The 22,218-nt window shown below is 65.0% G+C and carries 25 protein-coding genes, 1 tRNA gene, 1 other RNA gene and 1 pseudogene; 19 read left to right on the forward strand and 9 right to left on the reverse strand.

Translation table 11 applies throughout. From position 1 onward, the window contains the following. Positions 1-41 precede the first annotated feature (41 nt). Together greA and G9408_RS00465 are read left to right on the forward strand one after the other, a co-directional pair. Positions 42-518 carry a transcription elongation factor GreA gene (gene greA / locus G9408_RS00460; RefSeq protein WP_120217007.1) on the forward strand — a complete coding sequence of 159 codons (477 nt, stop codon included), beginning with the start codon at positions 42-44 and terminating at the stop codon, positions 516-518. Between the two features lie 16 nt (positions 519-534). Beyond that, positions 535-1,170 carry a rhomboid family intramembrane serine protease gene (locus tag G9408_RS00465; RefSeq protein ID WP_168452235.1) on the forward strand — a complete coding sequence of 212 codons (636 nt, stop codon included), beginning with the start codon at positions 535-537 and terminating at the stop codon, positions 1,168-1,170. 468 nt (positions 1,171-1,638) lie between these two features. Here G9408_RS00465 and G9408_RS00470 read toward each other — a convergent pair whose 3' ends face one another. The 4 genes from G9408_RS00470 to G9408_RS00485 all read right to left on the reverse strand — a co-directional run bounded on the left by G9408_RS00470 (position 1,639) and on the right by G9408_RS00485 (position 4,446). Then, complete coding sequence (locus G9408_RS00470) at positions 1,639-2,181, reverse strand: NUDIX hydrolase (RefSeq protein WP_168452236.1); 543 nt, start codon at positions 2,179-2,181, stop codon at positions 1,639-1,641. An 11-nt stretch (positions 2,182-2,192) separates the two neighbouring features. After that, positions 2,193-2,879 (reverse strand): TPM domain-containing protein, encoded by a 687-nt coding sequence (locus G9408_RS00475; protein WP_168452237.1) that lies wholly within the window; start codon positions 2,877-2,879, stop codon positions 2,193-2,195. A 12-nt stretch (positions 2,880-2,891) separates the two neighbouring features. Continuing rightward, positions 2,892-3,668, reverse strand: a complete 777-nt coding sequence (locus G9408_RS00480; RefSeq protein ID WP_168453385.1) for a TPM domain-containing protein — start codon at positions 3,666-3,668, stop codon at positions 2,892-2,894. Positions 3,669-3,849: 181 nt separating this feature from the next. Next, the gene (locus G9408_RS00485) at positions 3,850-4,446 is read right to left on the reverse strand and encodes a LemA family protein (RefSeq protein ID WP_168452238.1); all 597 of its coding nucleotides are present in this window, start codon (positions 4,444-4,446) and stop codon (positions 3,850-3,852) included. A 146-nt stretch (positions 4,447-4,592) separates the two neighbouring features. Here G9408_RS00485 and mscL point away from each other — a divergent pair, with 146 nt between their 5' ends. Together mscL and ssrA are read left to right on the forward strand one after the other, a co-directional pair. Continuing rightward, entirely contained in the window at positions 4,593-5,003 is a 411-nt protein-coding gene (mscL, locus tag G9408_RS00490; RefSeq protein WP_168452239.1) for a large conductance mechanosensitive channel protein MscL, read from the forward strand. A gap of 104 nt (positions 5,004-5,107) precedes the next feature. Further along, positions 5,108-5,462, forward strand: a transfer-messenger RNA (tmRNA) gene (gene ssrA, locus G9408_RS00495). 208 nt (positions 5,463-5,670) lie between these two features. Here the strand turns inward: ssrA and G9408_RS00500 are convergent. Continuing rightward, on the reverse strand, positions 5,671-6,081 hold the full coding sequence (locus tag G9408_RS00500; protein WP_168452240.1) for a MerR family transcriptional regulator: 411 nt from the start codon (positions 6,079-6,081) through the stop codon (positions 5,671-5,673). 68 nt (positions 6,082-6,149) lie between these two features. Here G9408_RS00500 and G9408_RS00505 point away from each other — a divergent pair, with 68 nt between their 5' ends. The 4 genes and pseudogenes from G9408_RS00505 (at position 6,150) to paoC (ending at position 10,734) form a co-directional block, all read left to right on the forward strand. Continuing rightward, a complete protein-coding gene (locus G9408_RS00505) occupies positions 6,150-6,788 on the forward strand; it encodes a cation transporter (RefSeq protein WP_168452241.1) in 639 nt (212 codons plus the stop codon). A 145-nt stretch (positions 6,789-6,933) separates the two neighbouring features. After that, on the forward strand, positions 6,934-7,575 hold the full coding sequence (gene paoA / locus G9408_RS00510) for an aldehyde dehydrogenase iron-sulfur subunit PaoA (RefSeq protein ID WP_168452242.1): 642 nt from the start codon (positions 6,934-6,936) through the stop codon (positions 7,573-7,575). Then, positions 7,572-8,522: an FAD binding domain-containing protein gene (locus tag G9408_RS00515; RefSeq protein WP_168452243.1), complete on the forward strand. Its 951-nt coding sequence runs from the start codon at positions 7,572-7,574 to the stop codon at positions 8,520-8,522. The genes paoA and G9408_RS00515 overlap by 4 nt, the downstream gene beginning before the upstream one ends. 3 nt (positions 8,523-8,525) lie before the next feature. After that, a pseudogene (gene paoC / locus G9408_RS00520) lies at positions 8,526-10,734 on the forward strand (aldehyde oxidoreductase molybdenum-binding subunit PaoC). Positions 10,735-10,989: 255 nt separating this feature from the next. Here the strand turns inward: paoC and G9408_RS00525 are convergent. From G9408_RS00525 to G9408_RS00535, 3 genes are all read right to left on the reverse strand, one after another. Then, complete coding sequence (locus G9408_RS00525) at positions 10,990-12,057, reverse strand: helix-turn-helix transcriptional regulator (protein ID WP_168452244.1); 1,068 nt, start codon at positions 12,055-12,057, stop codon at positions 10,990-10,992. A 231-nt stretch (positions 12,058-12,288) separates the two neighbouring features. Beyond that, positions 12,289-12,364: transfer RNA gene (locus G9408_RS00530), tRNA-Thr, on the reverse strand. A gap of 75 nt (positions 12,365-12,439) precedes the next feature. Then, the gene (locus G9408_RS00535) at positions 12,440-13,312 is read right to left on the reverse strand and encodes a hypothetical protein (protein WP_168452245.1); all 873 of its coding nucleotides are present in this window, start codon (positions 13,310-13,312) and stop codon (positions 12,440-12,442) included. Positions 13,313-13,374: 62 nt separating this feature from the next. Between G9408_RS00535 and G9408_RS00540 the strand changes: the two genes are divergently transcribed. The 9 genes from G9408_RS00540 (at position 13,375) to G9408_RS00580 (ending at position 20,033) form a co-directional block, all read left to right on the forward strand. After that, positions 13,375-13,950 (forward strand): NifU family protein, encoded by a 576-nt coding sequence (locus tag G9408_RS00540; RefSeq protein WP_168453386.1) that lies wholly within the window; start codon positions 13,375-13,377, stop codon positions 13,948-13,950. Positions 13,951-13,976: 26 nt separating this feature from the next. Then, positions 13,977-14,570, forward strand: a complete 594-nt coding sequence (locus G9408_RS00545; protein ID WP_120216993.1) for a malonic semialdehyde reductase — start codon at positions 13,977-13,979, stop codon at positions 14,568-14,570. Between the two features lie 19 nt (positions 14,571-14,589). Then, positions 14,590-15,207, forward strand: coding sequence for a tRNA (adenosine(37)-N6)-threonylcarbamoyltransferase complex dimerization subunit type 1 TsaB (gene tsaB, locus G9408_RS00550; protein WP_168452246.1), 618 nt, complete (start codon positions 14,590-14,592; stop codon positions 15,205-15,207). After that, on the forward strand, positions 15,204-15,686 hold the full coding sequence (locus G9408_RS00555) for a GNAT family N-acetyltransferase (RefSeq protein ID WP_168452247.1): 483 nt from the start codon (positions 15,204-15,206) through the stop codon (positions 15,684-15,686). Before tsaB ends, G9408_RS00555 begins: the two co-directional genes overlap by 4 nt. A 107-nt stretch (positions 15,687-15,793) precedes the next feature. Continuing rightward, positions 15,794-16,228 carry a MucR family transcriptional regulator gene (locus G9408_RS00560; protein ID WP_168452248.1) on the forward strand — a complete coding sequence of 145 codons (435 nt, stop codon included), beginning with the start codon at positions 15,794-15,796 and terminating at the stop codon, positions 16,226-16,228. A 129-nt stretch (positions 16,229-16,357) separates the two neighbouring features. Further along, complete coding sequence (locus G9408_RS00565) at positions 16,358-16,783, forward strand: Fur family transcriptional regulator (protein WP_120216989.1); 426 nt, start codon at positions 16,358-16,360, stop codon at positions 16,781-16,783. Beyond that, positions 16,752-17,540, forward strand: coding sequence for a lysophospholipid acyltransferase family protein (locus G9408_RS00570; RefSeq protein WP_210423150.1), 789 nt, complete (start codon positions 16,752-16,754; stop codon positions 17,538-17,540). The genes G9408_RS00565 and G9408_RS00570 overlap by 32 nt, the downstream gene beginning before the upstream one ends. Positions 17,541-17,547: 7 nt before the next feature. Then, positions 17,548-18,894, forward strand: a complete 1,347-nt coding sequence (gene miaB / locus G9408_RS00575) for a tRNA (N6-isopentenyl adenosine(37)-C2)-methylthiotransferase MiaB (protein WP_168452249.1) — start codon at positions 17,548-17,550, stop codon at positions 18,892-18,894. A gap of 131 nt (positions 18,895-19,025) precedes the next feature. Further along, positions 19,026-20,033, forward strand: a complete 1,008-nt coding sequence (locus tag G9408_RS00580; protein WP_168452250.1) for a PhoH family protein — start codon at positions 19,026-19,028, stop codon at positions 20,031-20,033. Between the two features lie 275 nt (positions 20,034-20,308). Here the strand turns inward: G9408_RS00580 and G9408_RS00585 are convergent, their stop codons facing one another. Beyond that, positions 20,309-20,686, reverse strand: coding sequence for a DoxX family protein (locus G9408_RS00585; RefSeq protein ID WP_137871587.1), 378 nt, complete (start codon positions 20,684-20,686; stop codon positions 20,309-20,311). A 139-nt stretch (positions 20,687-20,825) separates the two neighbouring features. On the opposite strand from G9408_RS00585, the gene G9408_RS00590 reads away from it, so the two are divergent. Further along, on the forward strand, positions 20,826-21,281 hold the full coding sequence (locus G9408_RS00590; protein ID WP_168452251.1) for a carboxymuconolactone decarboxylase family protein: 456 nt from the start codon (positions 20,826-20,828) through the stop codon (positions 21,279-21,281). Continuing rightward, on the forward strand, positions 21,281-22,147 hold the full coding sequence (locus G9408_RS00595; protein ID WP_168452252.1) for a sigma-70 family RNA polymerase sigma factor: 867 nt from the start codon (positions 21,281-21,283) through the stop codon (positions 22,145-22,147). Before G9408_RS00590 ends, G9408_RS00595 begins: the two co-directional genes overlap by 1 nt. Positions 22,148-22,218: the final 71 nt, after the last annotated feature.

Raw genomic sequence — 22,218 nt, forward strand, 5'->3', positions numbered from 1 at the left:
GTTTCGCTGGCGGCGGATTATTGACGAAGGACAAGATGATAATGGCAAGCGTTGAAAAGGTACCGATGCTGGCAGAAGGCTATGACAAGCTGAGCGCCCAGCTCAGCGCGCTCAAAGCCGAGCGACCGCTGATCGTCGATGCGATCGAGGAAGCGCGCGCCCACGGCGACCTTTCGGAAAATGCCGAATATCATGCCGCGAAGGAACGCCAGGGCCAGGTCGAAGCGACGATCGGCGACCTGGAAGACAAGCTTTCGCGCGCGCAGGTCATCGACCCGACGACGCTGTCGGGCGACCGCATCGTGTTCGGCGCGACGGTGACCCTCGCCGACGAGGACGACAAGCCGGTGCGCTACCAGATCGTGGGTCAGGCCGAGGCCGACGCCAAGGACGGCAAGATCAGCTACAGCTCGCCGCTCGGCCGCGCGCTGATCGGCCGCCGCGTCGATGACGAGGTCGAGGTCACCGTGCCGTCGGGCGACAAATATTATCTGGTGACCAAGATCGAATTCATCTGACGGGCGGACGGACGCTATGAACCCGCAGCAGGCGCCGCTGGTCACCGGCTACGCGCTCGTCTGTGTCATCGTCCATGTCCTGCTGTCGATCACCGGGTTGCATGTCGACGCGATCATCCGCGCCGGCTTTATTCCAGCGCGGTTCGCATCCGAACTGATCGTCCCGCCGGGGACGATGGTGCCGTTCCTGCTCACCCCGCTGACCTCTGCCTTTCTGCATGGCGGGGTGCTGCACCTCGTCTTTAACATCATCATCCTGTTGTTCGTCGGCCGCCAGCTCGAGGCGCCGCTGGGCGCCAAGGCGATGGCGGTGCTGCTCGTCGCCGGTGCTTATGCCGGGGCGCTCGCGCAATTTCTGTCCGATCCGCAATCGGCGGTGCCGATGATCGGCGCCAGCGGCGCCATCTCGGCGGTCATCGCCGTATTTGCCTTGATCTTCAGCCGCAGTCAGGCGCCCGCGATCGGCCCGGTCCCGGCGCATTGGGTCCGCGCGCTGTGGCTCGCGGCGGCATGGATCGGGCTGCAACTGCTGATCGGCTTTGCCGGTGGCGGTGAATTTGGCGCGATCGCCATCTGGGCGCATGTTGGTGGCTTTCTTGCGGGATTGCTGCTGGCGCGACCGTTGCTTCGGTGGCGGTTCGGGGGGCGGTAAGCGCGGTCATTGTCGTCAGGCGTTTTCGGCCCGGCTCCTGATTTGCGGGGCCGATCGTCCAAAGTTCAGGAAAAGTCAGCCCATTGGCGTCGCGTTTTGACGCTGATGATGGCCCGGTCGCGTTGATCGCGCGCACGAATCGTGCGTGTAGGCCGACAGGCTGCCGCATGCGAATGGGCAGCAACCAAGGCTGGCACAGTGGGAAATAGTAGGAAAGAGCTATTTGCGGGTGGGAGCCGCTTTGGGGTGGATTCCCGACGGTCCCTTATTTGTCATCCCGGTCTTCGCCGGGATGACGATGCTACAGATCCTCCCTGTGGCGAAGCCATGGGGAGGGGGACCGTTCGCGAAGCGAATGGTGGAGGGGCGGCGACGGTGGCGCCAAAGCCCCTCCGTCAGCGCTTCGCGCTGCCACCTCCCCATGGCTTCGCCACAGGGAGGATCGATGCTTGCGCTCGAAACCGGCCGTCACCCGAGCAACCCGCCCGCCAGCAGCATCGCCACCCGCACGTCGATTCCGCATCCCTCGGCGCGTTTCGCCGCGATGAATTGCTCGATCCCGTCCAGCGGCACGCGGTGAACGACAATATCCTCGCCCGCGACCCCGCCGCCATCGCCAACCTTGTCCAGACCCGTCGCCACCAGCAACGTAAAGCTTTCGCTGACCATTCCCGGCGAGCTGTAGAATTCGCCCACCGTCCGCCAATGCGCGGCGCGATAGCCGGTTTCCTCTTCCAGCTCGCGCGCTGCCGCGACCTCGGCTGCCTCACCTGCGCGGTCGTCGCCGACCAGCCCCGCAGGCAGTTCGAGGCAATTGACCTTCAGCGGCACGCGATATTGCTCGACCAATATGACATGGCGCCCGTCCGCCGCGTCGTCGATCGCCAGGATCACCGCGGCATGGATGCCGCGCGAACGTGAGACATATTCCCATGTCCCCTGCTGGCGCACCGTGATGAACTTACCCTCCCAGCGGGTTACGACGGGGGTGTCGGGGGTAGGGCGGGTCACCGGCGAGATACCTAAATCTCGATCAAGCGATCGGGCAGCTCGTTCGGATTCTCGCTACCGCGCGGGAAATGTTCTGCCAGCACCGCGCCCATCTGCGTCACCGCGGCCGCCATCCCGGCGCCCGGCTGTCCGGCGCGAACCTGCTCGATCAGCGCCGCCATGGCATCGCCCCACACGTCGGGCGACACTTTCGCCGCGATCGCCTCGTCGGCGACGATGTCGGCGCGATGCTCGTTGAGGCTGAGGTAAAGCAGCACCCCGGTGCGGCCAAGGGTCTTGGCCTCGGTTCCCACCTTGAACAGGTCGACCGCGCGCGCCCGCACCCGCGCAGCCTTGATCGCACGCGGGGTGAGCGCCAGCCGCAGCGGTCGCCACAGCAGAATCAACCACATACCGATCCACTTGACGACGCCGATTGCAATCACTGTCCCAAGCCATTGATTGGCGGTCAGCTCATATCCCCAGCCGCCGGTCAGCCGGTCGTACAGGCCGCGATAAAATTCGGGGAGCAGCGCGATGAGCGACATTGCGATGAAGGCGACGACACTGGCCCACACCAGCGCGACATCGTCATAATCGTTCGACTGCGCCGCGACGACGGTGACGATCTCCCCGCTCGTGTGCGCCTCCGCCGCGGCGACCGCGACGGTCACGACATCATGGTCAGCGGCGCTGACATGGCTGACTTTTGTTGGCATCGCTCGAACCCCTTACCAGCCGCCCGAGGCGCCGCCGCCCCCGAACGAGCCGCCGCCGCCGGAAAAGCCGCCAAAGCCGCCGCCCCCGCCGCCGCTCCAGCCGCCCCATGAAGAGCCGCCACCGCCGCCCCAGCCGCCCCAATCATCGTCGTCACCGCCCCAGATGATGATCGGCGCGTCCCACGGCCGCCCCTTGCGCCGTTTCTTGCCGCGCCGCCCGAGCCGCGCCAGCATCGGCAGGACGAAGAAGATCAGAATGATGAATCCGACGAAAAAGAGCCCGGCCATGTTGCCGTCATCGGCGCGGTCGCGTTCGTTCGCTGCGGCGGCCTGCGCGCGCGCCGCGGCTTCCTCGGGCGGCAGCTGGATCTGCTGGGCGATCGCATTCACCCCCGATTGAATGCCACCGGGCATGTCGCCCGCTTTGAATTTCGGCGTCACGACGTCGCGGATGATCCGGCCCGAGAGCGCGTCGGTCAGCACCGGTTCAAGGCCGAGCCCCACCGCGATGTGCATCCGCCGCTCGTTGGGCGCGATCAGAAAGACGACGCCGTCGTCCTTTTCGGCGTCGCCGATCCCCCACTCGCGGCCCAGCCGATAGCCATAATCGGCAACATCGCGGCCTTCGAGATCGTTTACCGTCGCAACCACCAGCTGGTGACCGGTGGTTTTTTCGAGCTCCAGCAACTGCGCGTTGAGCGCCGCTTCTTCGCCCGCCGGGATGATATCGGCCTGATCGACGACGGGATTGCCCGCGAGCTTCGGGAAAGTTTGCGCGGCGGCGGGCATCGCGAGCGCTGCGGCGATGGCCACCACCCACACCGCCAAGGCAGCAGGTCTATTCTTGCGCCGCAAAACTCCGTTCGTGCCGAGCCCGTCGAAGCACCGTTCTTCCTCTTTCTGTGGTCGAAAGAAAGAACGGCCCTTCGACAAGCTCAGGGCGAACGGAAAAGAGATCATCTTGGTCGCCTTAGCTGCCGAAATCGACCTTCGTCGCCTGATTGGCGTTCGGCGTAATCGCCTTGTACGGGGTCATCGGCTTGGCGCCATGGACGATCTTGGCGCCGATGATGTCGGGGAAGGTGCGGATCGTCGTGTTATAATCCTGCACCGCGCCATTATAGTCCTGCACCGACACGTTGATGCGGTTTTCGGTACCTTCGAGCTGGGTCATCAGGTCGGCAAAACGCTGCTGGCTCGCGAGCGTCGGATAGGATTCGACCGTCGCGAGCAGGCGGCTGAGCGTGCTGGTAACCTGGCCCTGCGCCTGCTGGAACGCCTGAACCTTCGCGGGGTCGTCAAGATCGTCGGTGCTGAGCTTGACCTGCGTCGCTGACGCGCGCGCCTGAATGACGCCTTCCAGCGTCGATTGTTCGATCTGCGCGGCGCCCTTGGCGGTTTCGACAAGGTTGGGGATCAGGTCGGCGCGGCGCTGGTACGCGGCCTCGACATTCGCCCATTTCGCCTTGGCGGCTTCTTCCTTGGTGGGGACGCTGTTGATGCCGCACGCGGACAGCGACACGGCTGCGACGGGGATAATCATCCAGCGGGCAGAACGGAAAGTCATGGGTCAAACACTCCCTCCGCGCGGCACGGCGCCGCGCCAACTGCCTTAATATAGTAAGACGCCCCGCCGCCCGCAATCATTGACGGCGATATTCGTGTCATGCACTCTGCGCATTCAAGGCGTAGCGGCCAGCAAGGGGTGAACACATGATCAAGGATTTCAAGGCATTCCTCAATCAGGGCAATGTGATGGGGCTGGCCGTCGGCGTCATCATCGGCGCGGCATTCGGGACGATCGTCAAATCGCTGACCGATGACGTGCTGATGCCCTTTATCAGCTTTATCACCGGCGGCGGGGTCGATTTCACCAACAAATATCTGGTCCTGTCGGGCGGCGAAAAAGTGACCGCGGACATGACGCTTGCCGCCGCGAAGGCGACCGGCGCCAATGTCATGGCGTTGGGCAGCTTCGTCACTGCGATCATCAATTTCATCCTGCTGGCGTTCGTCGTCTTCCTGCTGGTGCGGCAGGCGAGCAAGTTCATCGCGATGCCCGAGGCCGGGCCGACGCAGGTCGACCTGCTCACCGAAATCCGCGACGAATTGCGGAAGAAATAGCCCAAATCCGTTCGTGTCGAGCGAAGTCGAGACACCCCGCGCGGGTGTTCGGCCTCACGGCATCTCGACTTCGCTCGATGCGAACGGTCAAGGAAGTGTTGCGTACCCTTTCATTCGGTGCGCACCCACCCTATATAGTCCCTGTCGGTTTCGGCCGACTATGAGGATAAATGGTGTCGTGGAATAGACACAGCGGACCCGGGGGCAGTACCCGGCGGCTCCACCACAAACCCGTGGTTGCGACAGCGGCGCGGGCTTCTGACGGGGCCGAACCAGGATCGACGTGTGTTCAAAGACGATATTTTCTTCCGGGCTGAGTAACCCGTTCAAGGCTCAAAACCAATAGGTGCTAACGATAACGAAGCACTCGCTCTGGCTGCCTAACCGATAAGCCTCACGGCCTAAGGTTAGACAAATAGAACGCGGTTCGGACCGAACCGGGCAACAGAATCGGATACCAGCGGCTGGGGACGAGCCGGGCAACAGAATCGTCCCACCTTATTCCTAAATGTCCCATCCCCTTCGTCATTCCCGCCAAGCCGCGAACCCGGTTGCGGCTTGCAAATCGATCGTCATTGCGAGGAGCGAAGCGACGCGGCAATCCAGAGTAGGCGTAAACCGCCCTGGATTGCTTCGCTTCGCTCGCAATGACGAGAAATAGAGGCGTTCAGTGCGCACTCTTGCAGTGGCGATGATCGCCCAGCGCTTCGATCACCCGGCAATCCGCCGCGACACCGCCGCGGCAGCGCCCGACGATGCGCGTCAGCTCGTCGCGGAGCCGCGTCAGCTGCGCGATCTTGTCCTCGACCTGCTCCAGATGACGGCTCGCGATGCGGTCGGCCTCGCTGCAATCGCGTCCGGGATCGTCCGACAAGTCGAGCAGCGAGCGGATTTCATCGATGGTAAAACCAAGGTCGCGCGAGTGGCGCACAAAGGTCAGCCGCGCACGGTGGGGTTCGCAATAGCTACGGTAATTGGCCGCGGTGCGATGCGGCGCGGGGAGCAGGCCGATGCGCTCATAATAGCGGATGGTTTCGATATTCGTCCCGGTTGCCCGCGACAGCTCGCCGATTTTCATGGCTTGACCCCGTAGTTGCTACAGGGTGCATATAGGGTGCCGACTCGAAGATCAAAGGAGGCCATCGCTTGTCCGATCATTGCTGTGCCGGTGCCAGCGGCAAGACCGCGCTCAACGACCCGCGCTGGCGGCGCATCCTGTGGGCCGCGCTGCTGATCAACGCCGCGATGTTCGGGGTCGAGATTGTCGCCGGGGTCGCGGCGGATTCGCGCGCGCTGCAGGCCGACGCGCTCGATTTCCTGGGCGACGCGGCGAATTACGCGATCAGCCTGGGGGTGGCCGGCATGGCGCTTGCGTGGCGGGCGCGCGCGGCCCAGGTCAAGGCGGTGACGATGCTCGCCTTTGGCCTGTGGGTGCTGGGTTCGGCGGTATGGGGGTTCATCGACGGGTCGGCGCCGCACGCCGAAACCATGGGGCTGATCGGCGCGCTGGCGCTGGCCGCCAATGTCGCGGTTGCGCTGATGCTCTATCGCTATCGCACCGGCGACGCGAACATGCGATCGGTGTGGATCTGCTCGCGCAACGACGCGATCGGCAATGTCGCGGTGATGGGCGCTGCGCTGGGCGTGTTCGGCACCGGGCAAAGCTGGCCCGATCTGGCGGTGGCGGCGATCATGGCGACGCTCGCCATCTGGGGCAGCATTGAAGTCTTTCGTCAGGCGCGCGGGGAACTTGCCGCGGTTCCGGCGGGTTCATCTGGTGGCTGACCGATCGGTATGTTAATCTGATTCCCGAATCCGAAAGCTTCTGCGCCGACGCGGCAAATCATAAGAATCGCGCGGCATCGACTGCCTGACCTTCCCGTGGGCGACCCCGCCCATCGGTAACCAGAAACAGAATCGGGGACGCGCGATGCGAACGCCTGGCGATATAGACTTTTCACGGCGCGGTGTACTCGCCGGGGGCGCTTCGGTAGCGGCGGTGACCGCCCTGCCGACGCGGGCCGCGGCGGCGCCTGGAGAGACGGCGGCCGCGGCGCCGCCGACCGCTGCGGTCGCTTTCAAGGTGAACGGCACGGCGCATAAGCTCGAGCTCGATACGCGCACGTCGCTGCTCGACGCGCTGCGCGAGCATCTGCACCTGACCGGCACCAAAAAGGGCTGCGATCATGGCCAGTGCGGCGCGTGCACCGTCCTTGTCGACGGGCGGCGGATCAATAGCTGCCTGACACTGGCGGTGATGCATGATGGTGAGAATATCACCACGATCGAGGGGCTGGGGACGCCGGACAAGATGCATCCGATGCAGGACGCTTTTGTCGAACGCGACGGCTATCAATGCGGTTATTGTACGCCGGGGCAGATTTGTTCGGCGGTCGCGGTGCTCGAAGAGATCAAGGCGGGCATTCCGAGCCACGTCACGGCCGACCTGACCGCGACACCGAAAGTCACCGCAAGCGAGCTGCGCGAGCGGATGAGCGGCAATATCTGCCGCTGCGGCGCCTATTCGAACATCATCGACGCGATCACCGATGTGGCGGGAGGGAAGGCATGAAAAGCTTCACCTACGAACGCGTCGAAACGCCCGCCGCGGCGACCGCTGCCTTTGCGAAAGTGAAAGGCGCACGCTTCATCGCGGGCGGCACCAATCTGCTCGACCTGATGAAGCTGGAGATCGAAACACCGGCGCATCTGATCGATGTCAGTCGGCTGGCGCTCGACAAGATCGAACCCACGACGGATGGCGGACTGCGCATCGGGGCGATGGTCCGCAACACCGATCTGGCGTCGGACCCCCGCGTGCGGCGCGACTATGGCCTGTTGTCGCGCGCGCTGGTCGCGGGCGCGTCGGGCCAGCTTCGCAACAAGGCGACGACGGCCGGCAACCTGCTCCAGCGCACGCGCTGCCCCTATTTTTACGACACCAACATGCCGTGCAACAAACGCAAGCCGGGCAGCGGATGCGCGGCGATCGGCGGGTTCAGCCGACTGCACGCGATCGTCGGTGCGAGCGATGCGTGCATTGCGACGCACCCCAGCGATATGGCGGTCGCGATGCGCGCGCTCGACGCACGCGTCGAAACCGTCGATGCGGCGGGCAAGGAACGGAGCGTTGCCGTGGCCGATTTCTACCGCGCGCCCGGTACCACCCCGCATCTCGACACCGTGCTGGTGCCGGGCGAGCTGATCACCGCGGTGACGCTGCCCAAGCCCGTCGGCGGCACGCATATCTATCAAAAGGTTCGCGACCGCGCCTCTTATGCCTTTGCGCTGATTTCGGTCGCGGCGATCGTGCAGAAGGACGGGTCGGGGCGGGTCGCGCTCGGCGGGGTCGGCCACAAGCCCTGGCGGGTGGAGGCGGCCGACGCCGAACTGCCACGCGGGGCGAAGGCGGTCACCGCCACGCTGCTCGCCGATGCCAAGCCGAGCCATGAAAATGCCTACAAGCTGCCGCTGGTCGAGCGCACGCTCGCCGGGGTGCTGGCGCAAGCAAGGGGCTGAGCCATGAAGTTCGATACCCCCGCCACGACCAACCCGATCGACCAGCTGAAAGTGGTCGGCAAACCCACCAACCGCATCGATGGTCCGCTCAAGACGACGGGGCTCGCGCCCTATGCCTATGAACGGCACGATGTCGCGGCGAACCAGGCCTATGGCTATGTCGTCGGGTCGGCGATCGCCAAGGGGCGGATTGCGTCGATGAAGCTCGACGAAGCGCGTGCCGCGCCCGGGGTGCTGGCGATCGTGACCGCCGACAATGCGGGCAAGCTGGGCAAGGGCAATTTCAACACCGCAAAGCTGCTCGGCGGTCCGGAGGTCGACCATTATCATCAGGCGATCGCGCTGGTGGTCGCCGAGACATTCGAACAGGCGCGCGCCGCAGCGGCGCTGGTGCGGGTCGAATATGCGCGCGGCAAGGGAGCGTTCGAGCTGGCTGCCGCGCTGGGCAGCGCGGTCAAGCCGCCGCCGTCCTTCGGGACCGAGGCGGACAGCAGCGTCGGCGATTTTGCGGGCGCCTTTGCCGCGGCGCCGGTGCAACTCGACACCCGCTACACCACCCCCGACCATGCCCATGCGATGATGGAGCCGCACGCGTCGATCGCCGCCTGGAGCGGCGACAAGCTGACGCTGTGGACGTCGAACCAGATGATCGCCTGGTCGGTGGGCGACATGGCGAAAACGCTGGGCATCCCGAGGGAGAATATCCGTCTCGATTCGCCCTATGTCGGCGGCGGATTCGGCGGCAAGCTGTTCATTCGCGCCGATGCGCTGCTCGCGGCGCTCGGCGCCAAGGCGGCGGCGCGGCCGGTCAAGGTCGCGCTGCCGCGCGCCTTCATGTTCAACAATACGCCGCACCGCCCGGCGACAATCCAGCGAATCCGGATCGGCGCGACCGCCGATGGCAAGATCACCGCGATCGGTCACGAAAGCTGGTCGGGCGATTTGCCCGGCGGCGGCCCCGAAACCGCGGTCGGGCAAACGCGCCTGCTGTACGCGGGCGCGAACCGGATGACCGCGATGCGGCTCGCGGTGCTCGATTTGCCGGAAGGCAATGCGATGCGCGCGCCGGGCGAAGCACCCGGGATGATGGCGCTCGAAGTCGCGGTCGACGAGATGGCGGAAAAATTGGGTCTCGATCCGATCCGGTTCCGCATCATCAACGACACCCAGGTCGATCCCGAAAAAGCCGAGCCGTCCCTTTTCGCAGCGCCAGCTCAACGAATGCATGACAATCGGTGCCGACAAATTCGGCTGGGCCAAGCGCAGCACGACACCGGGGGCGAGCCGCGATGGCCAATGGCTGGTCGGCATGGGGGTCGCCGCGGCGTTCCGCAACAACCTCAACGGCCCGTCGGCGGCGCGCGTGCGGCTCGACAGATCGGGCGTGGTGACGGTCGAAACCGACATGACCGATATCGGCACCGGCACCTACACGATCATCGCCCAGACCGCCGCCGAAATGATGGGCCTGCCGCTCGACAAGGTGGTCGTGAAGCTTGGCGATTCGGCGTTCCCGGTGTCGGCCGGATCGGGCGGCCAGTGGGGTGCGAACAGCTCGACCGCCGGCGTCTATGCCGCGTGCGTCAAGCTGCGCGAGGCGGTGGCGCAAAAGCTCGGCATGAACCCGGTCGATGCGGTGTTCGCCGACGGCAAGGTCAAGGCGGGACGGCAGAGCGTGGCGCTGGGCGACGCGGCCAAGGACGGCGAAATCGTCGCCGAGGACAAGATGGATTATGGCGATCTTGCCGAAAAATATCAGCAATCGACCTTTGGTGCGCATTTTGTCGAGGTCGGGGTTCATGCCGCGACCGGCGAAATCCGCATCCGCCGTATGCTTGCGGTGTGCGCCGCGGGGCGCATCCTCAACCCAAAGGCGGCGCGCAGCCAGGTGATCGGCGCGATGACGATGGGGGCGGGGTCGGCGCTGATGGAGGAACTTGCGGTCGACAAGCGCTTCGGCTTTTTCGTCAATCACGACCTCGCCGGGTACGAAGTACCGGTCCATGCCGACATCCCGCATCAGGAGGTGATCTTCCTCGACGAAACCGATCCGACAACGTCGCCGATGAAGGCAAAGGGCGTCGGCGAACTCGGCATCTGCGGGGTCGGGGCGGCGGTCGCCAACGCGGTTTACAACGCCACAGGCATCCGCACCCGCAACTATCCGATCACCCTCGACAAGCTGCTCGACAAGCTGCCCGCGGCCGCGTGACTGGCTGAACCGAAAAGGGCTCCGCCGCATAACGGCGGAGCCCTTCCAGGCCGCACACGATGATGAGGACCCTCGCCCTGCCGTTCGGGGTCGCGTCGAACGACAGGAATTTTTTGGGCCCGACCCCTTCGACGCATCGCGGGTCGTCCGGAACGAATCCAGCGCGATGCGGCCGAAGGGATGGCCCCCCTTAGTCCTTGCAAATGGACCCTTATTTCGGCGGTATGATGCGATCATCCCCCTGTTGGGGGATGGTCAACTTAAGATCGGCGCCAGCAGCCGCATCAATGCCGCTTCGCTGTCGACGCCGCATTTCAGATAGATTTGCTTGATCTGCCCGCGCAGCGTTTCGGCCGTCACGCCGCGTTCCGCCGCGATCCGGGCACGCGGTTTGCCTTCGAACAGGCGCACCGCGATATCGGCTTCGGCGGGGCTCAGACGGTAGATCGCGCTCAGATACTGGGTCACCCCGGCGCGATCGCGCCGTGGGCCGTTGGCGATCAGGATCGCATGCGGCAATTTGCCGAGCGACCATTCGCGTTCGGGCAGACGAAAGCCTTCGATCATCAGCGGCGGGCGGTTCTCGGCGGTGATGATTTGCGTCCGCATATGGTCGAGGCCGCCGTCCGCGGTCAGCGCCTGGACGGTCTGGCGCAGGGTGAAGGGGGCGCCCGGCGCATCGATCGACCGCCCCGCCACCCGGACGTCGCCCGCCGCCAGCATGGCGTCGGCGCCGATGCTGTGGGCGAGCAACTGACCGCGCACGTCGATGATGAAAGCGCTGACCTGGATCGCGTCGAAGGCGCCGGCCAGCAGCTTGGCCTGCTCGCCCTCCAGCTTTTCCTGCAAGCGCACGGCGCGCCGCGCCGCCTTGGCGCCGCTGGCAAAAATCTTGCGCTGCGCGGCGGTCGTCCGCCCGTCCTTGCGATCGCGCAAGGTCGCGAGGCCGACGATCCCGAAATTGTCGATCACCAAATTGGTCTGGCATCCAAAGGGAATGCCGATTTCTTCGCACCAGTCGAGATAGTCGGACGAGGCAAGCTGCGGGATGACCTGATCGTAATGTTCTTCGAACAGGACCGGATCGTAAAAACCGCGCTCGATGTGGCGGTTGGAAGCGGCGACGCGGAAGTTGTGGGTTTCGGCACCCCAGCCGCTGACGGCGAAATGATCGATCAGATCGGTGCTGAAGTTGGTGACGATGTTGAACGGAATCTCGCGCGCGCCGCCGACGCCGATCAGCTGGCCGTGTCCCGAACCTGTCTGGCTGGCGAGCGCGTCGAGCGCGCCCAGCCACATGTCAGGCTGCAACGCCGCCTGCATGAATATTTCGTCCCAATCCGGGTCCGCCCGCTGCCCCATTGCGTCTGTCGCTTGCCCAATCGTGCCCCAATTTCACGTGGTGTCGCCCAAGTTTATGACAAAAGCCAATGTATTAACTTTAAAAAAGTTGAATTCGGCCTTGCTTGGGCCGCGTCGGCGCGGGCGGGAGCGATAGGCGCTATCCGTTCATATGGAACAGGCGGGCGATGCGCGCAGTGCCACAACTGCTTGTGGTGCCGGCTACAGGATTCGAACCCGTGGCCCCCTGATTACAAATCAGGTGCTCTACCAACTGAGCTAAGCCGGCGCTCGCGTTCCCCTAAGCATTTTTTCGGTGGATGGAAACAGCGGACATCGCACCGATGCCGAGGGCGACAAATCGTCAGACGATGCCAAAGGTCCAGCCCTCGGTCCTGGCGAGCGCTTCGGTGAGCGGCGCGGGCGACCAGCACGCACCTTCGCCCGCGACGGCGCGCAGCCAGGCGGCGGTCATCAGGGCGTCGCTGGGATGATCGCTGATCGGCCCGGTCACCCCGACCGGGGGCGAGCCCAGCGCCGCCAAGGCCGCGTCGAGCGCGGCGCCGTCGCGGATCTTGCTGCGGCCCGCCGCGATCCCGGCTGCGCGCGCCGCGACGCCGGTGTAGATTTCGACGAGCAATGGACCGCTGCCGGGTACAGGATCGAGGGGCCACAGCGGCAGGGCGGGGTGCAAGCGGTGAAGCAGCCGCATCCCCGCAAGGCTTGCCTTGCCGACCTGCGCCGCGCCGACCAGGTTGAAATTGCTGACGCTCGCCGCCTGCCGGGTCGCGCGCTGATGCTGCTCGACGACGCGCAGCCGTCCCGCGCCCGGGGCGAACAGGTCGCCGACGTCGCCGCGCGCGTGGCGGAAATGTCGGCGGGCGTCGCGGTGGCTCAGGAATCCGTCGATCTGATAATGCAGGTCGGACCGCGTCAGCCGCTCAACGAGTGCCCACAACGCGGGCAGGTTGTTCGGGCTCAAGTCCCACTGCGGAAAATAGGCGTCGCAATCGGCAAAGGCGAATGCCGCCGAAAAGTCGAAACCGATCAGCATGTCGGCGCGCGATGCGGCGACATGCTGCAACCATGCCAGGATTTCGGCGCGCGACCAGATATGGCCGGGACGCACCAGTTGGGGCGCGCCGGTGCCGCTCGCCACCGCCAGCGCGATCCCGCGCTGCCGGGGTCCGCGCGCGCCCGACCAGTCGAGGGCTGCAAAGTGGGCGAAGCGGCGCATGCGCTACGTTTAGCGCGGCCAATCGGCTTGCACAAAGCGCGATGGCGTCCCACATGCACCCCATGCTGATCGAAACCGAATCGACGCCCAATCCCGCGACGCTCAAATTCTTGCCCGGCCAGGCGGTGATGACATCGGGAACCCGTGACTTTGCCAGCCCCGAAGAGGCCGAGGCGTCGCCGCTGGCGAGCGCGCTGTTTTCGCTGGGCGATGTGACCGGCGTATTCTTTGGCAGCGATTTCGTGTCGGTCACCGCGGCGCCGGACGTTGGCTGGAGCGACCTGAAGCCCGATGTGCTAGGCATTTTGATGGATCATTTCCTTGCCGGTGTGCCGCTGTTCAACGTCGTCAGCGCCGACTTTGCCGTGCCGCCCGAGGATGGCGCCGACTTTGCCGACGATCCCGCCGATGCCGACATCATCGAACAGATCAAGGAACTGATCGAAACGCGCGTGCGTCCCGCGGTCGCCAACGACGGCGGCGACATCGTCTATCGGGGTTTTGACAAGGGCAATGTGTATCTGAAGCTGCAGGGCGCCTGCGCCGGTTGCCCCTCCTCGTCGGCGACGCTCAAGAACGGCATCGAATCGCTCTTGAAACATTATGTTCCCGAGGTAACGGCGGTTCACGCCGTCTGACCCATTTTCCACCGAGGAGTTAGCCCATGAGCGAGCCGCTATCCGACAGCGCCCTCGACCAGCTGTTTCGTACCGCGCGCACCTATAACGGCTATCTCGACCGGCCCGTTTCCGACGCGCAGTTGCACGCGATCTGGGATCTGATGAAATTTGGTCCGACCAGCGCCAATTGCCTGCCGGCGCGGATCATCTGGTGCACGTCGGACGCCGCGAAGCAAAAGCTTGCCGCGCTGGCGATGCCCGCCAATGCGGAAAAGATCCTCGCCGCGCCGGTCACCGCGATCATCGGCATGGACCTTGAATTCTACGAGAATCTGCCCGAACTTTTCCCGCACACCGATGCCCGCAGCTGGTTCGTCGGCAATGACGAGCTGGCGAAAGCGACGGCGTTTCGCAATTCCAGCCTCCAAGGCGCCTACTTCATTCTGGCTGCGCGCGCGCTGGGTCTCGACACCGGCGCGATGTCGGGTTTCAACAATGCCGCGGTCGATGAAGCCTTTTTTGCCGATCAGCCGAGCGTGAAGAGCAACTTCATCTCGACGCTTGGCTATGGCGATCCGGCGACGATCTTCGAGCGCAGCCCGCGTCCGGATTTCGATCGCTTCAATCGTATCGCCTGAGCCGGAATTTCCGGGCCATATGCGCCAGTTGGTGATCGATTCGGCTAGCGAGGCCTGTTCGGTGGCGCTGATCGAGGGCACGGATATTGTCGATTTTCGCCACGCCGTGATCGGCCGCGGCCACGCCGAGCGGCTGGTACCGCTGATCGCCGAGCTCGTCGTTGGCGGCAAGGCCGACGCGATCGCCGTCGGCTGCGGGCCGGGCAGCTTTGCCGGGGTGCGCATCGGCGTGGCCGCGGCGCGTGGGCTGGCCCTGGGCTGGCAGGTTCCGGTGCAAGGCTTTTCGACGCTGGCGCTGGTGGCCGCGGCCGCGGCTGACGCGATCGCCGCAGCGGGTGGTGCGCTCGTCGTGATGGAGGGCGGGCACGGGCAATGGTTCGTCCAGCCGTTTGCCGCCGACCTGTCGCCGCGCGCCGATCTTCGCTCGCTGCTGCCGGGCGCCGCCGCGGCGCTCGCCGACGAACTGATCGTGGGCAACCGCGCCGAACAATTTGTCGCGCTTCGGGGCAGCGGCCGCGCGCTCGCGACGCTGCCCGATGCGCGCGCTTTCGTGCACCTGCCACGCGCGGCGCTGCTCGATCAGCCCAGCCCGATCTATGGCCGCGCGCCCGACGCCAAGCCGATGGCGACGGCATGACCGGCGACATCTGCCTCGCCACCGCCCGCGTGGCGGATCTGGCCGCGGTGATGCGGGTGATGGATGCCGCTTTCGAGCCGGCCTATGGCGAAGCGTGGAGCGGCGCGCAGTTGCTCACCTTGTTCGCCTTGCCGTCGGCGCGCGTTTGCCTTGCGTGGGACGGCGACCAGCCCTGCGGCTTTTCGGCGGCGCGGATCGCCGGACCCGAAAGCGAGCTGCTGCTGCTCGCGGTCGACCCGGCCTGGCGCGGCCGCGGGATCGGCAGATTGTTGATGCAGGACTGGCAGGCCTGGGCCGCGGCGCAAGGCGCCGATGACTATTTTCTGGAAATGCGCGCCGATAATGACGCGGTGCATTTATATTCGCGCAGCGGATTTTCGGAAGTCGGTCGGCGGGCCGCTTATTATCGCGGTCAAGACGGCAAGATGCGCGATGCGATTACGATGCGGCGAACATCGCCGGTAACCGGTAGCAACTGATCGGTTGTTGCGCGATCGTGCGCAAAGTGGCAACATTGTAATTGGCGCAACAGGAATTCCAATGTTCGCTGTCCAGCTTCTGGGTCAAAACAATAAGGAATAGTCTCATGTCCGACCAAAATGATACCAGCGAAATGCTCGTTACACTGACAGCCGACATCGTCGCCGCGCATGTCAGCAACAACAGCGTCGCGATTTCCGATCTTTCTTTGCTGATCAATAATGTCCACGCCGCGTTGACCGGTCTTGGCTCGACGCCGGTCGTCGAGGAAAAGTTGGTCCCCGCCGTATCGGTCCGCGCTTCGGTAAAACCCGACTTCATCATTTGCCTGGAAGACGGCAAGAAATTGAAGATGCTGCGCCGCCACCTGATGACGCATTATGGCATGACCCCGGACGATTATCGCACGAAATGGGGACTGCCCGCCGACTATCCGATGGTCGCGCCGAACTATGCCGAACGGCGCCGCGCGCTGGCGAAGGAAATCGGCCTTGGCACCAAGGGCCGTGGCGGCGGACGCAAGCGCAAGGTCAAAGCCTGACCCTTTGGGCATCGACTGATCGCGAGGAGAGGGGCGGTGCCGCGGGGTGCCGCCCTTGTCCTATCGCGGGGTCGCCCCTATACAGTCTGAATATAAAAGACGCGGCTGCATCTTGCAGGAAAGGCCAGCATGTCCGGTACCATCGACCTTGAAGCCCTGTGCCACGAAAAGGGGCTGCGCATTACCGAGCAGCGTCGCATCATCGCGCGCGTGATCTCGGATTCCGAAGATCATCCCGACGTCGAAACGCTGTACGAGCGCGCGTCGAAGATCGACAGCGGCATCTCGATCGCCACCGTCTATCGCACCGTGCGCCTGTTCGAAGAGGCGGGAATTCTCGACCGCCACGATTTCGGCGACGGCCGTTCGCGCTACGAAGCCGCGCCCGAAGCGCATCACGATCACCTGATCGATGTCGAAACGGGCAAGGTCATCGAATTCGTCGATCCCGAACTCGAAGCCTTGCAAAAGGTCATCGCCGAACGGCTGGGCTTCCGCCTCGTCGACCACCGCATGGAGCTTTATGGTGTCGCCATCGATCGCAAGCGCGACTGATCGCGCTGCGATCACCTGGCGAACCGTCGCCCGCCTGACCCTGATGGTGCTGGCGCTGCTGTTCCTGATCGTCCCGCACCTGCTTTACCGTGCCGTGGGCCGGCCTTCGCCGATGGTCATGGCGTTCCTCAATGCGGTCGGCTGGATCGCCGGGCTGCGCATCCGGACCACCGGCACCCGGCTTCGCCGCGACGTCCTGTTCGTATCCAACCATGTCAGCTGGCTCGATATATTGGCGCTCGGCGGCGCCGCGCGCTCGGCCTTCGTGTCGAAAGCCGAGGTGAAAACGACCCCGCTCGTCGGCTGGCTCGCCGACCAGAACAGCACCATCTATGTCCAGCGCGAAGCGAAACGCGACATACACAGCCAGGCGAACAGCCTGCGCGACGCCCTCGCGCGCGGACGCCCGGTGACGCTGTTTCCCGAGGGTACGACCGGACCCGGCGACGGGCTGCTGCCCTTCCGCGCCTCGCTGTTCCAGGCGATCATCCCGACGCCGCCCAATTTGCAGGTCCAGCCGGTGTTCCTCGATTATGGTTCGCAGGCAAACGACATCGCCTGGCTCGACCCCGAATCGGGGCTCGATAATTTCAAGCGGCTGCTGGCGCGCAAGCGGCCGATTCCGCTGACGATCCATTATCTTGACCCGTTGCCCGACGAGGCCGAGCGCGACCGCAAGGCGATCAACGAGGCCGCACGCGCGGCGATAGCGGCCCGAATCGCGGCGACTTCCGCCGCGCCGCGGCATCGCCTATAGCGCGCCGATGAAATCCGACTCCCCCACCACCGCCAAGACCTTTCACGTCAAATCCTTCGGTTGCCAGATGAACGTCTATGACGGCGAACGCATGGCCGAGATGCTGGGCGCCGAAGGCTATGTCGCCGCTGCCGACGGTGCCGACGCCGACCTGGTCGTGCTCAACACCTGCCACATCCGCGAAAAGGCGGCGGAGAAAGTCTATTCGGACATTGGCCGGTTGAAGCGCGCCGATGGCAGCACGCCGACGATCGCCGTCGCGGGCTGCGTCGCGCAGGCCGAAGGCGCCGAAATCGCGCGCCGCGCCCCGAGCGTCGATGTCGTCGTCGGCCCACAAGCCTATCACCGCCTGCCCGATCTGATCGCGCGCGCCGCGCGCGGCGAGAAGGCGGTCGATCTCGACATGCCGGCGATGAGCAAGTTCGGCGCGCTGCCGGCGCGCGCCGACGGACAGCGCCCGACCGCCTTCCTGACGGTGCAGGAAGGCTGCGACAAATTCTGCACCTATTGCGTGGTGCCCTATACGCGCGGCGCCGAGATCAGCCGACCCTTCGCCGATCTGATCGCTGAGGCCCGCGCGCTGATCGCAGGCGGCGCGCGCGAGATCACGCTGCTCGGCCAGAACGTCAATGCGTGGGACGGCGAGGATGAACGGGGCAGGGCGATCGGCCTCGACGGGCTGATCCGCGAACTGGCGCGCGAGGATGGGCTGGAACGCATCCGCTACACGACCAGCCACCCCAATGACATGACCGACGGGCTGATCGCCGCGCATGGCGAGGTCGACAAGCTTATGCCCTTTCTCCACCTGCCGGTGCAGGCGGGCAGCGACCGTATCCTCGCCGCGATGAATCGCAGCCATAGCAGCGAAAGCTATTTGCGCGTCATCGAACGCGTCCGCGCGGCGCGCCCCGACATCGCGATTTCGGGCGATTTCATCGTCGGCTTCCCCGGCGAGAGCGAGGGAGATTTCCAGGCGACGCTCGATCTCATTCACGAGACGCGTTACGCCATGGCGTACAGCTTCAAATATTCGCGTCGTCCCGGAACGCCCGCGGCGACGATGGCGGACCAGATCGCCGAAGAGGTGATGAACGATCGCCTCCAGCGGTTGCAGGCGCTGCTCAATGAACAGCAGCAGGCGTTCAACGAGGCGACCGTCGGACGCACGACGCGCCTGCTCCTCGAACGCAAGGGCAAGCTCGATGGCCAGCTGATCGGCAAGACGCCGTGGCTCCAGTCGGCGCATGTCACCGCACCGGGCCTGGCGATTGGCGACATGATCGATGTGCGGATCGTGTCGGCGGGCGCCAACAGCGTGGCGGCCGAAGCCCTTATGGAGCCGGTCGCCTAGTGCGGCTGGCGGAAGCTGTCTCCCCGAAGACACACTCCAACGGCTTCTGTCGAATTCCGAAACTATCGGTGATGGACTCCCGCCTTCGCGGGAGTACACAGGATCAATCTTAGCTTAGGTGACTTGCCCATATGTCCAAACGCCCGCTGACTGCCTCGACCCCCGCCGAACCCGGCGACCGCGTCCGATTGACCGCGGAGTTCGAGCGAACGCAGCTGTTGGGCATTCTGTTCGGCGAGTTCGACCGCAACCTGGTCAGCATCGAAAACCGCCTCGGCGTTTATATCTCGGCGCGCGGGAACCGGGTCCAGATCGAGGGCGAGGCCGAAGCGGCGGCGCGCGCACGCGACGTCCTCACCGACCTGTATGACCGCATCGAAAAGGGGCAGGAGGTCGATGCAGGCATGGTCGACGGGGTGATCGCGATGTCGGCGCAGCCGACGCTCGACGGCATCATCCGCCACGACAAGGATGAAGCGCCGACGGTGATGATCCGCACGCGCAAAAAGACGATCGTCCCGCGCGCCCCGTCGCAGGTTCCCTATATGAAGGCGCTGGCACGCGACGACGTGATCTTTGCGCTCGGCCCGGCAGGGACGGGCAAGACCTATCTCGCGGTGGCGCAGGCGGTGGCGCAGCTCATCACCGGCAGCGTCCAGCGCCTGATCCTCTCGCGCCCCGCGGTCGAGGCGGGGGAGAAGCTCGGCTTCCTGCCCGGCGACATGAAGGAAAAGGTCGATCCGTACCTGCGGCCGCTCTACGATGCCTTGCACGACTGCCTACCCGCCGAACAGGTCGAACGCCGGATCGCAAGCGGAGAGATCGAGATCGCGCCGCTCGCCTTCATGCGCGGGCGCACCCTGGCCGACGCCTTCATCATCCTCGACGAGGCGCAGAACACGACGATCCCGCAGATGAAGATGTTCCTGACCCGCTTCGGCATGAATAGCCGGATGGTGATCTGTGGCGACCCCAAACAGGTCGACCTGCCGATCCCCGCGACCTCGGGCCTCGCCGACGCGGTCGCGCGGCTCGAGGGGCTCGAAGGGATCAACGTCAGCCGCTTCACGAGCGCCGACGTCGTCCGCCACCCGATCGTCGGGCGGATCGTCGAGGCTTATGAGGGACCGGGGAGCTAAGGCGGCCCGTTAGGCGTGGGGAGCTGACGTTGCCGATCCTCCCCGGAACGGGGAGGGGGACCAGCGAAGCTGGTGGAGGGGCACCATCGGTTTGCCTTGCCGCCGAAGTCGTGCTCCACCGCTCGCACGTCTAAAAAGTGCAGCGCATCCGGTTGAGCGCCGCGCAAACCTCGCGTGCCCCTCCACCACCCTTCGGGTGGTCCCCCTCCCCCGTCGGGGGAGGATCGGCGACGTCTTCTTCGACCGAACGCCGCCACCAACCCCGCTCACATTGGCTATTTCTTCATCCCCTCGACGCTCCAGATCCCTGCGCCGCGCGTCGCGATGAACAGGAATATGAAGCAGTAGAGCGCGATCGTTTCGCCGCCATTGGCGATCGGGAAGGGGCTTTGCAGCCCGTGTGCGACCCAATAGCCAACCGCCGACATGCCGCTGGCGATGAAAGCCGCGGGGCGGGTGAACAGGCCGATCGCGATCAGCGCCCCGGCGATCAGTTCGATCGCGCCGGCAGCGTACAGCATCGGATTGAGCGGATAGGGAAAATCAGCCGGGAAGTTGAAGAATTTCTGCACCCCATGCGCCATGAACAACAGACCCGCGATGATGCGCAGCAGCGCATAGGCCTGTTCGCCGAAACCATCGAGAAACTTCATGATTGGACCCCTCCTCCTCATTGTCGAGGTGAGCAGGCTATCGGATTTTTGCCTCCGCGCGAAATATTTTCGTCTGTCATGTCACAGCCGCCGGTCGTGCCGCGTCAAGCCGGTACTTCGCAACCAAAGGAGACACGTCATGACCGTCGTAACCGATCCCTTCGCCGCCGCCCCGCAGCTGATGAAACAGTGGATGGGCCTGTCGCTCGCGGCACAGGACAGCCTTGAAAAAAGCCTGATCGAGCTGGTCAAGCTCCGCGCGTCGATCGTCAACGGCTGCGCCAATTGCATCAACATGCACAGCATCGAGGCGCGCGCCGCGGGCGAAACCGAACAACGGCTCCATCTGCTCGCCGCGTGGCCGGAGGCGCCGGTCTATACGCCCCGCGAACGCGCCGCGCTGGCGTGGACCGACGCCTTGACCCGCCTGTCCGCCGGTCACACACAGCAGGCCGCGAAAGAAGGACTCGAAGCGCATTTCACGGCGGAGGAACAGGTGAACCTTACCCTGATGATCAACGTCATCAATGGCTGGAACCGCCTCGCGGTGGGTTTCGACCTTTGGTACGACATGCCGGCGACCAAGGCGGCCTGATGACCGCGCAGGGCTCGCAGGATGCAGCGGACGCGGCGGTCAGTTTCGACCCGCTGCGCCCGCTCCTCACCCGCGTTGCGTACCGTATGCTTGGCTCGGTCGCCGATGCCGAGGATGTCGTGCAGGATGCCTTCCTCCGCTGGCTCGGTACCGATCGCAGCGTCGTGCGCGAGCCCGCCGCGTTCCTTCGCCGCACCGTGACGCGGCTTTGCCTCGACCAGCTCAAATCGGCGCGGAGCAGGCGCGAGACCTATATCGGTCCGTGGCTGCCCGATCCGCTGGTCGAGGAGGAGGAGGAAGACGATGTCACGCTTCCGCTGATGCTCGCGCTCGAACGGCTCTCCCCCCTCGAGCGCGCCGCCTTCCTCCTCCACGATGTTTTCGGGGTCGGTTTCGACGAGGTGGCGAAAACGATCAACCGCGATCCCGGTGCGACGCGCCAGCTTGCAGCGCGCGCCCGCGCGCACGTCCGCGACGCGCGCCCGCGCTACAAGCTGGAGAAGCAGCGCGGGCTGGAAATCGCCAACGCCTTTTTCGAGGCGTCGCGCAGCGGCGATATGGCGGCACTCGGCGCGATGCTCGCTGCCGATGTCGGAATGTGGGCCGACGGCGGCGGCAAGCGCCCCGCCGCGGCGATCCCGATCCTTGGCAAGGCGCTGGTGATGAAGGTGCATCGCAGCGTCGCGGTGCTGCTGCGCAAATATGGCTCGACGCTGGTCCACACCGGCACGATCAACGGCCTGCCCGGTTTCGTCACGCGCGAGGCCGACGGCGAGCTCCAGACGACCGCGCTCGAGATCGAGGACGGCAAGGTCACCGGCATTTATGTGATGCGAAATCCCGACAAGCTCAAACATATGCACTGACGCCGTTTGCCAAGGTGGCGGTGATGCCGACAGCTTTGGAAAAATTTGATACTTTTCGTTTTGCACGTTGC

The sequence above is a fragment of the Sphingopyxis microcysteis genome (assembly GCF_012274265.1).
Taxonomy (GTDB): Bacteria; Pseudomonadota; Alphaproteobacteria; order Sphingomonadales; family Sphingomonadaceae; genus Sphingopyxis; species Sphingopyxis microcysteis.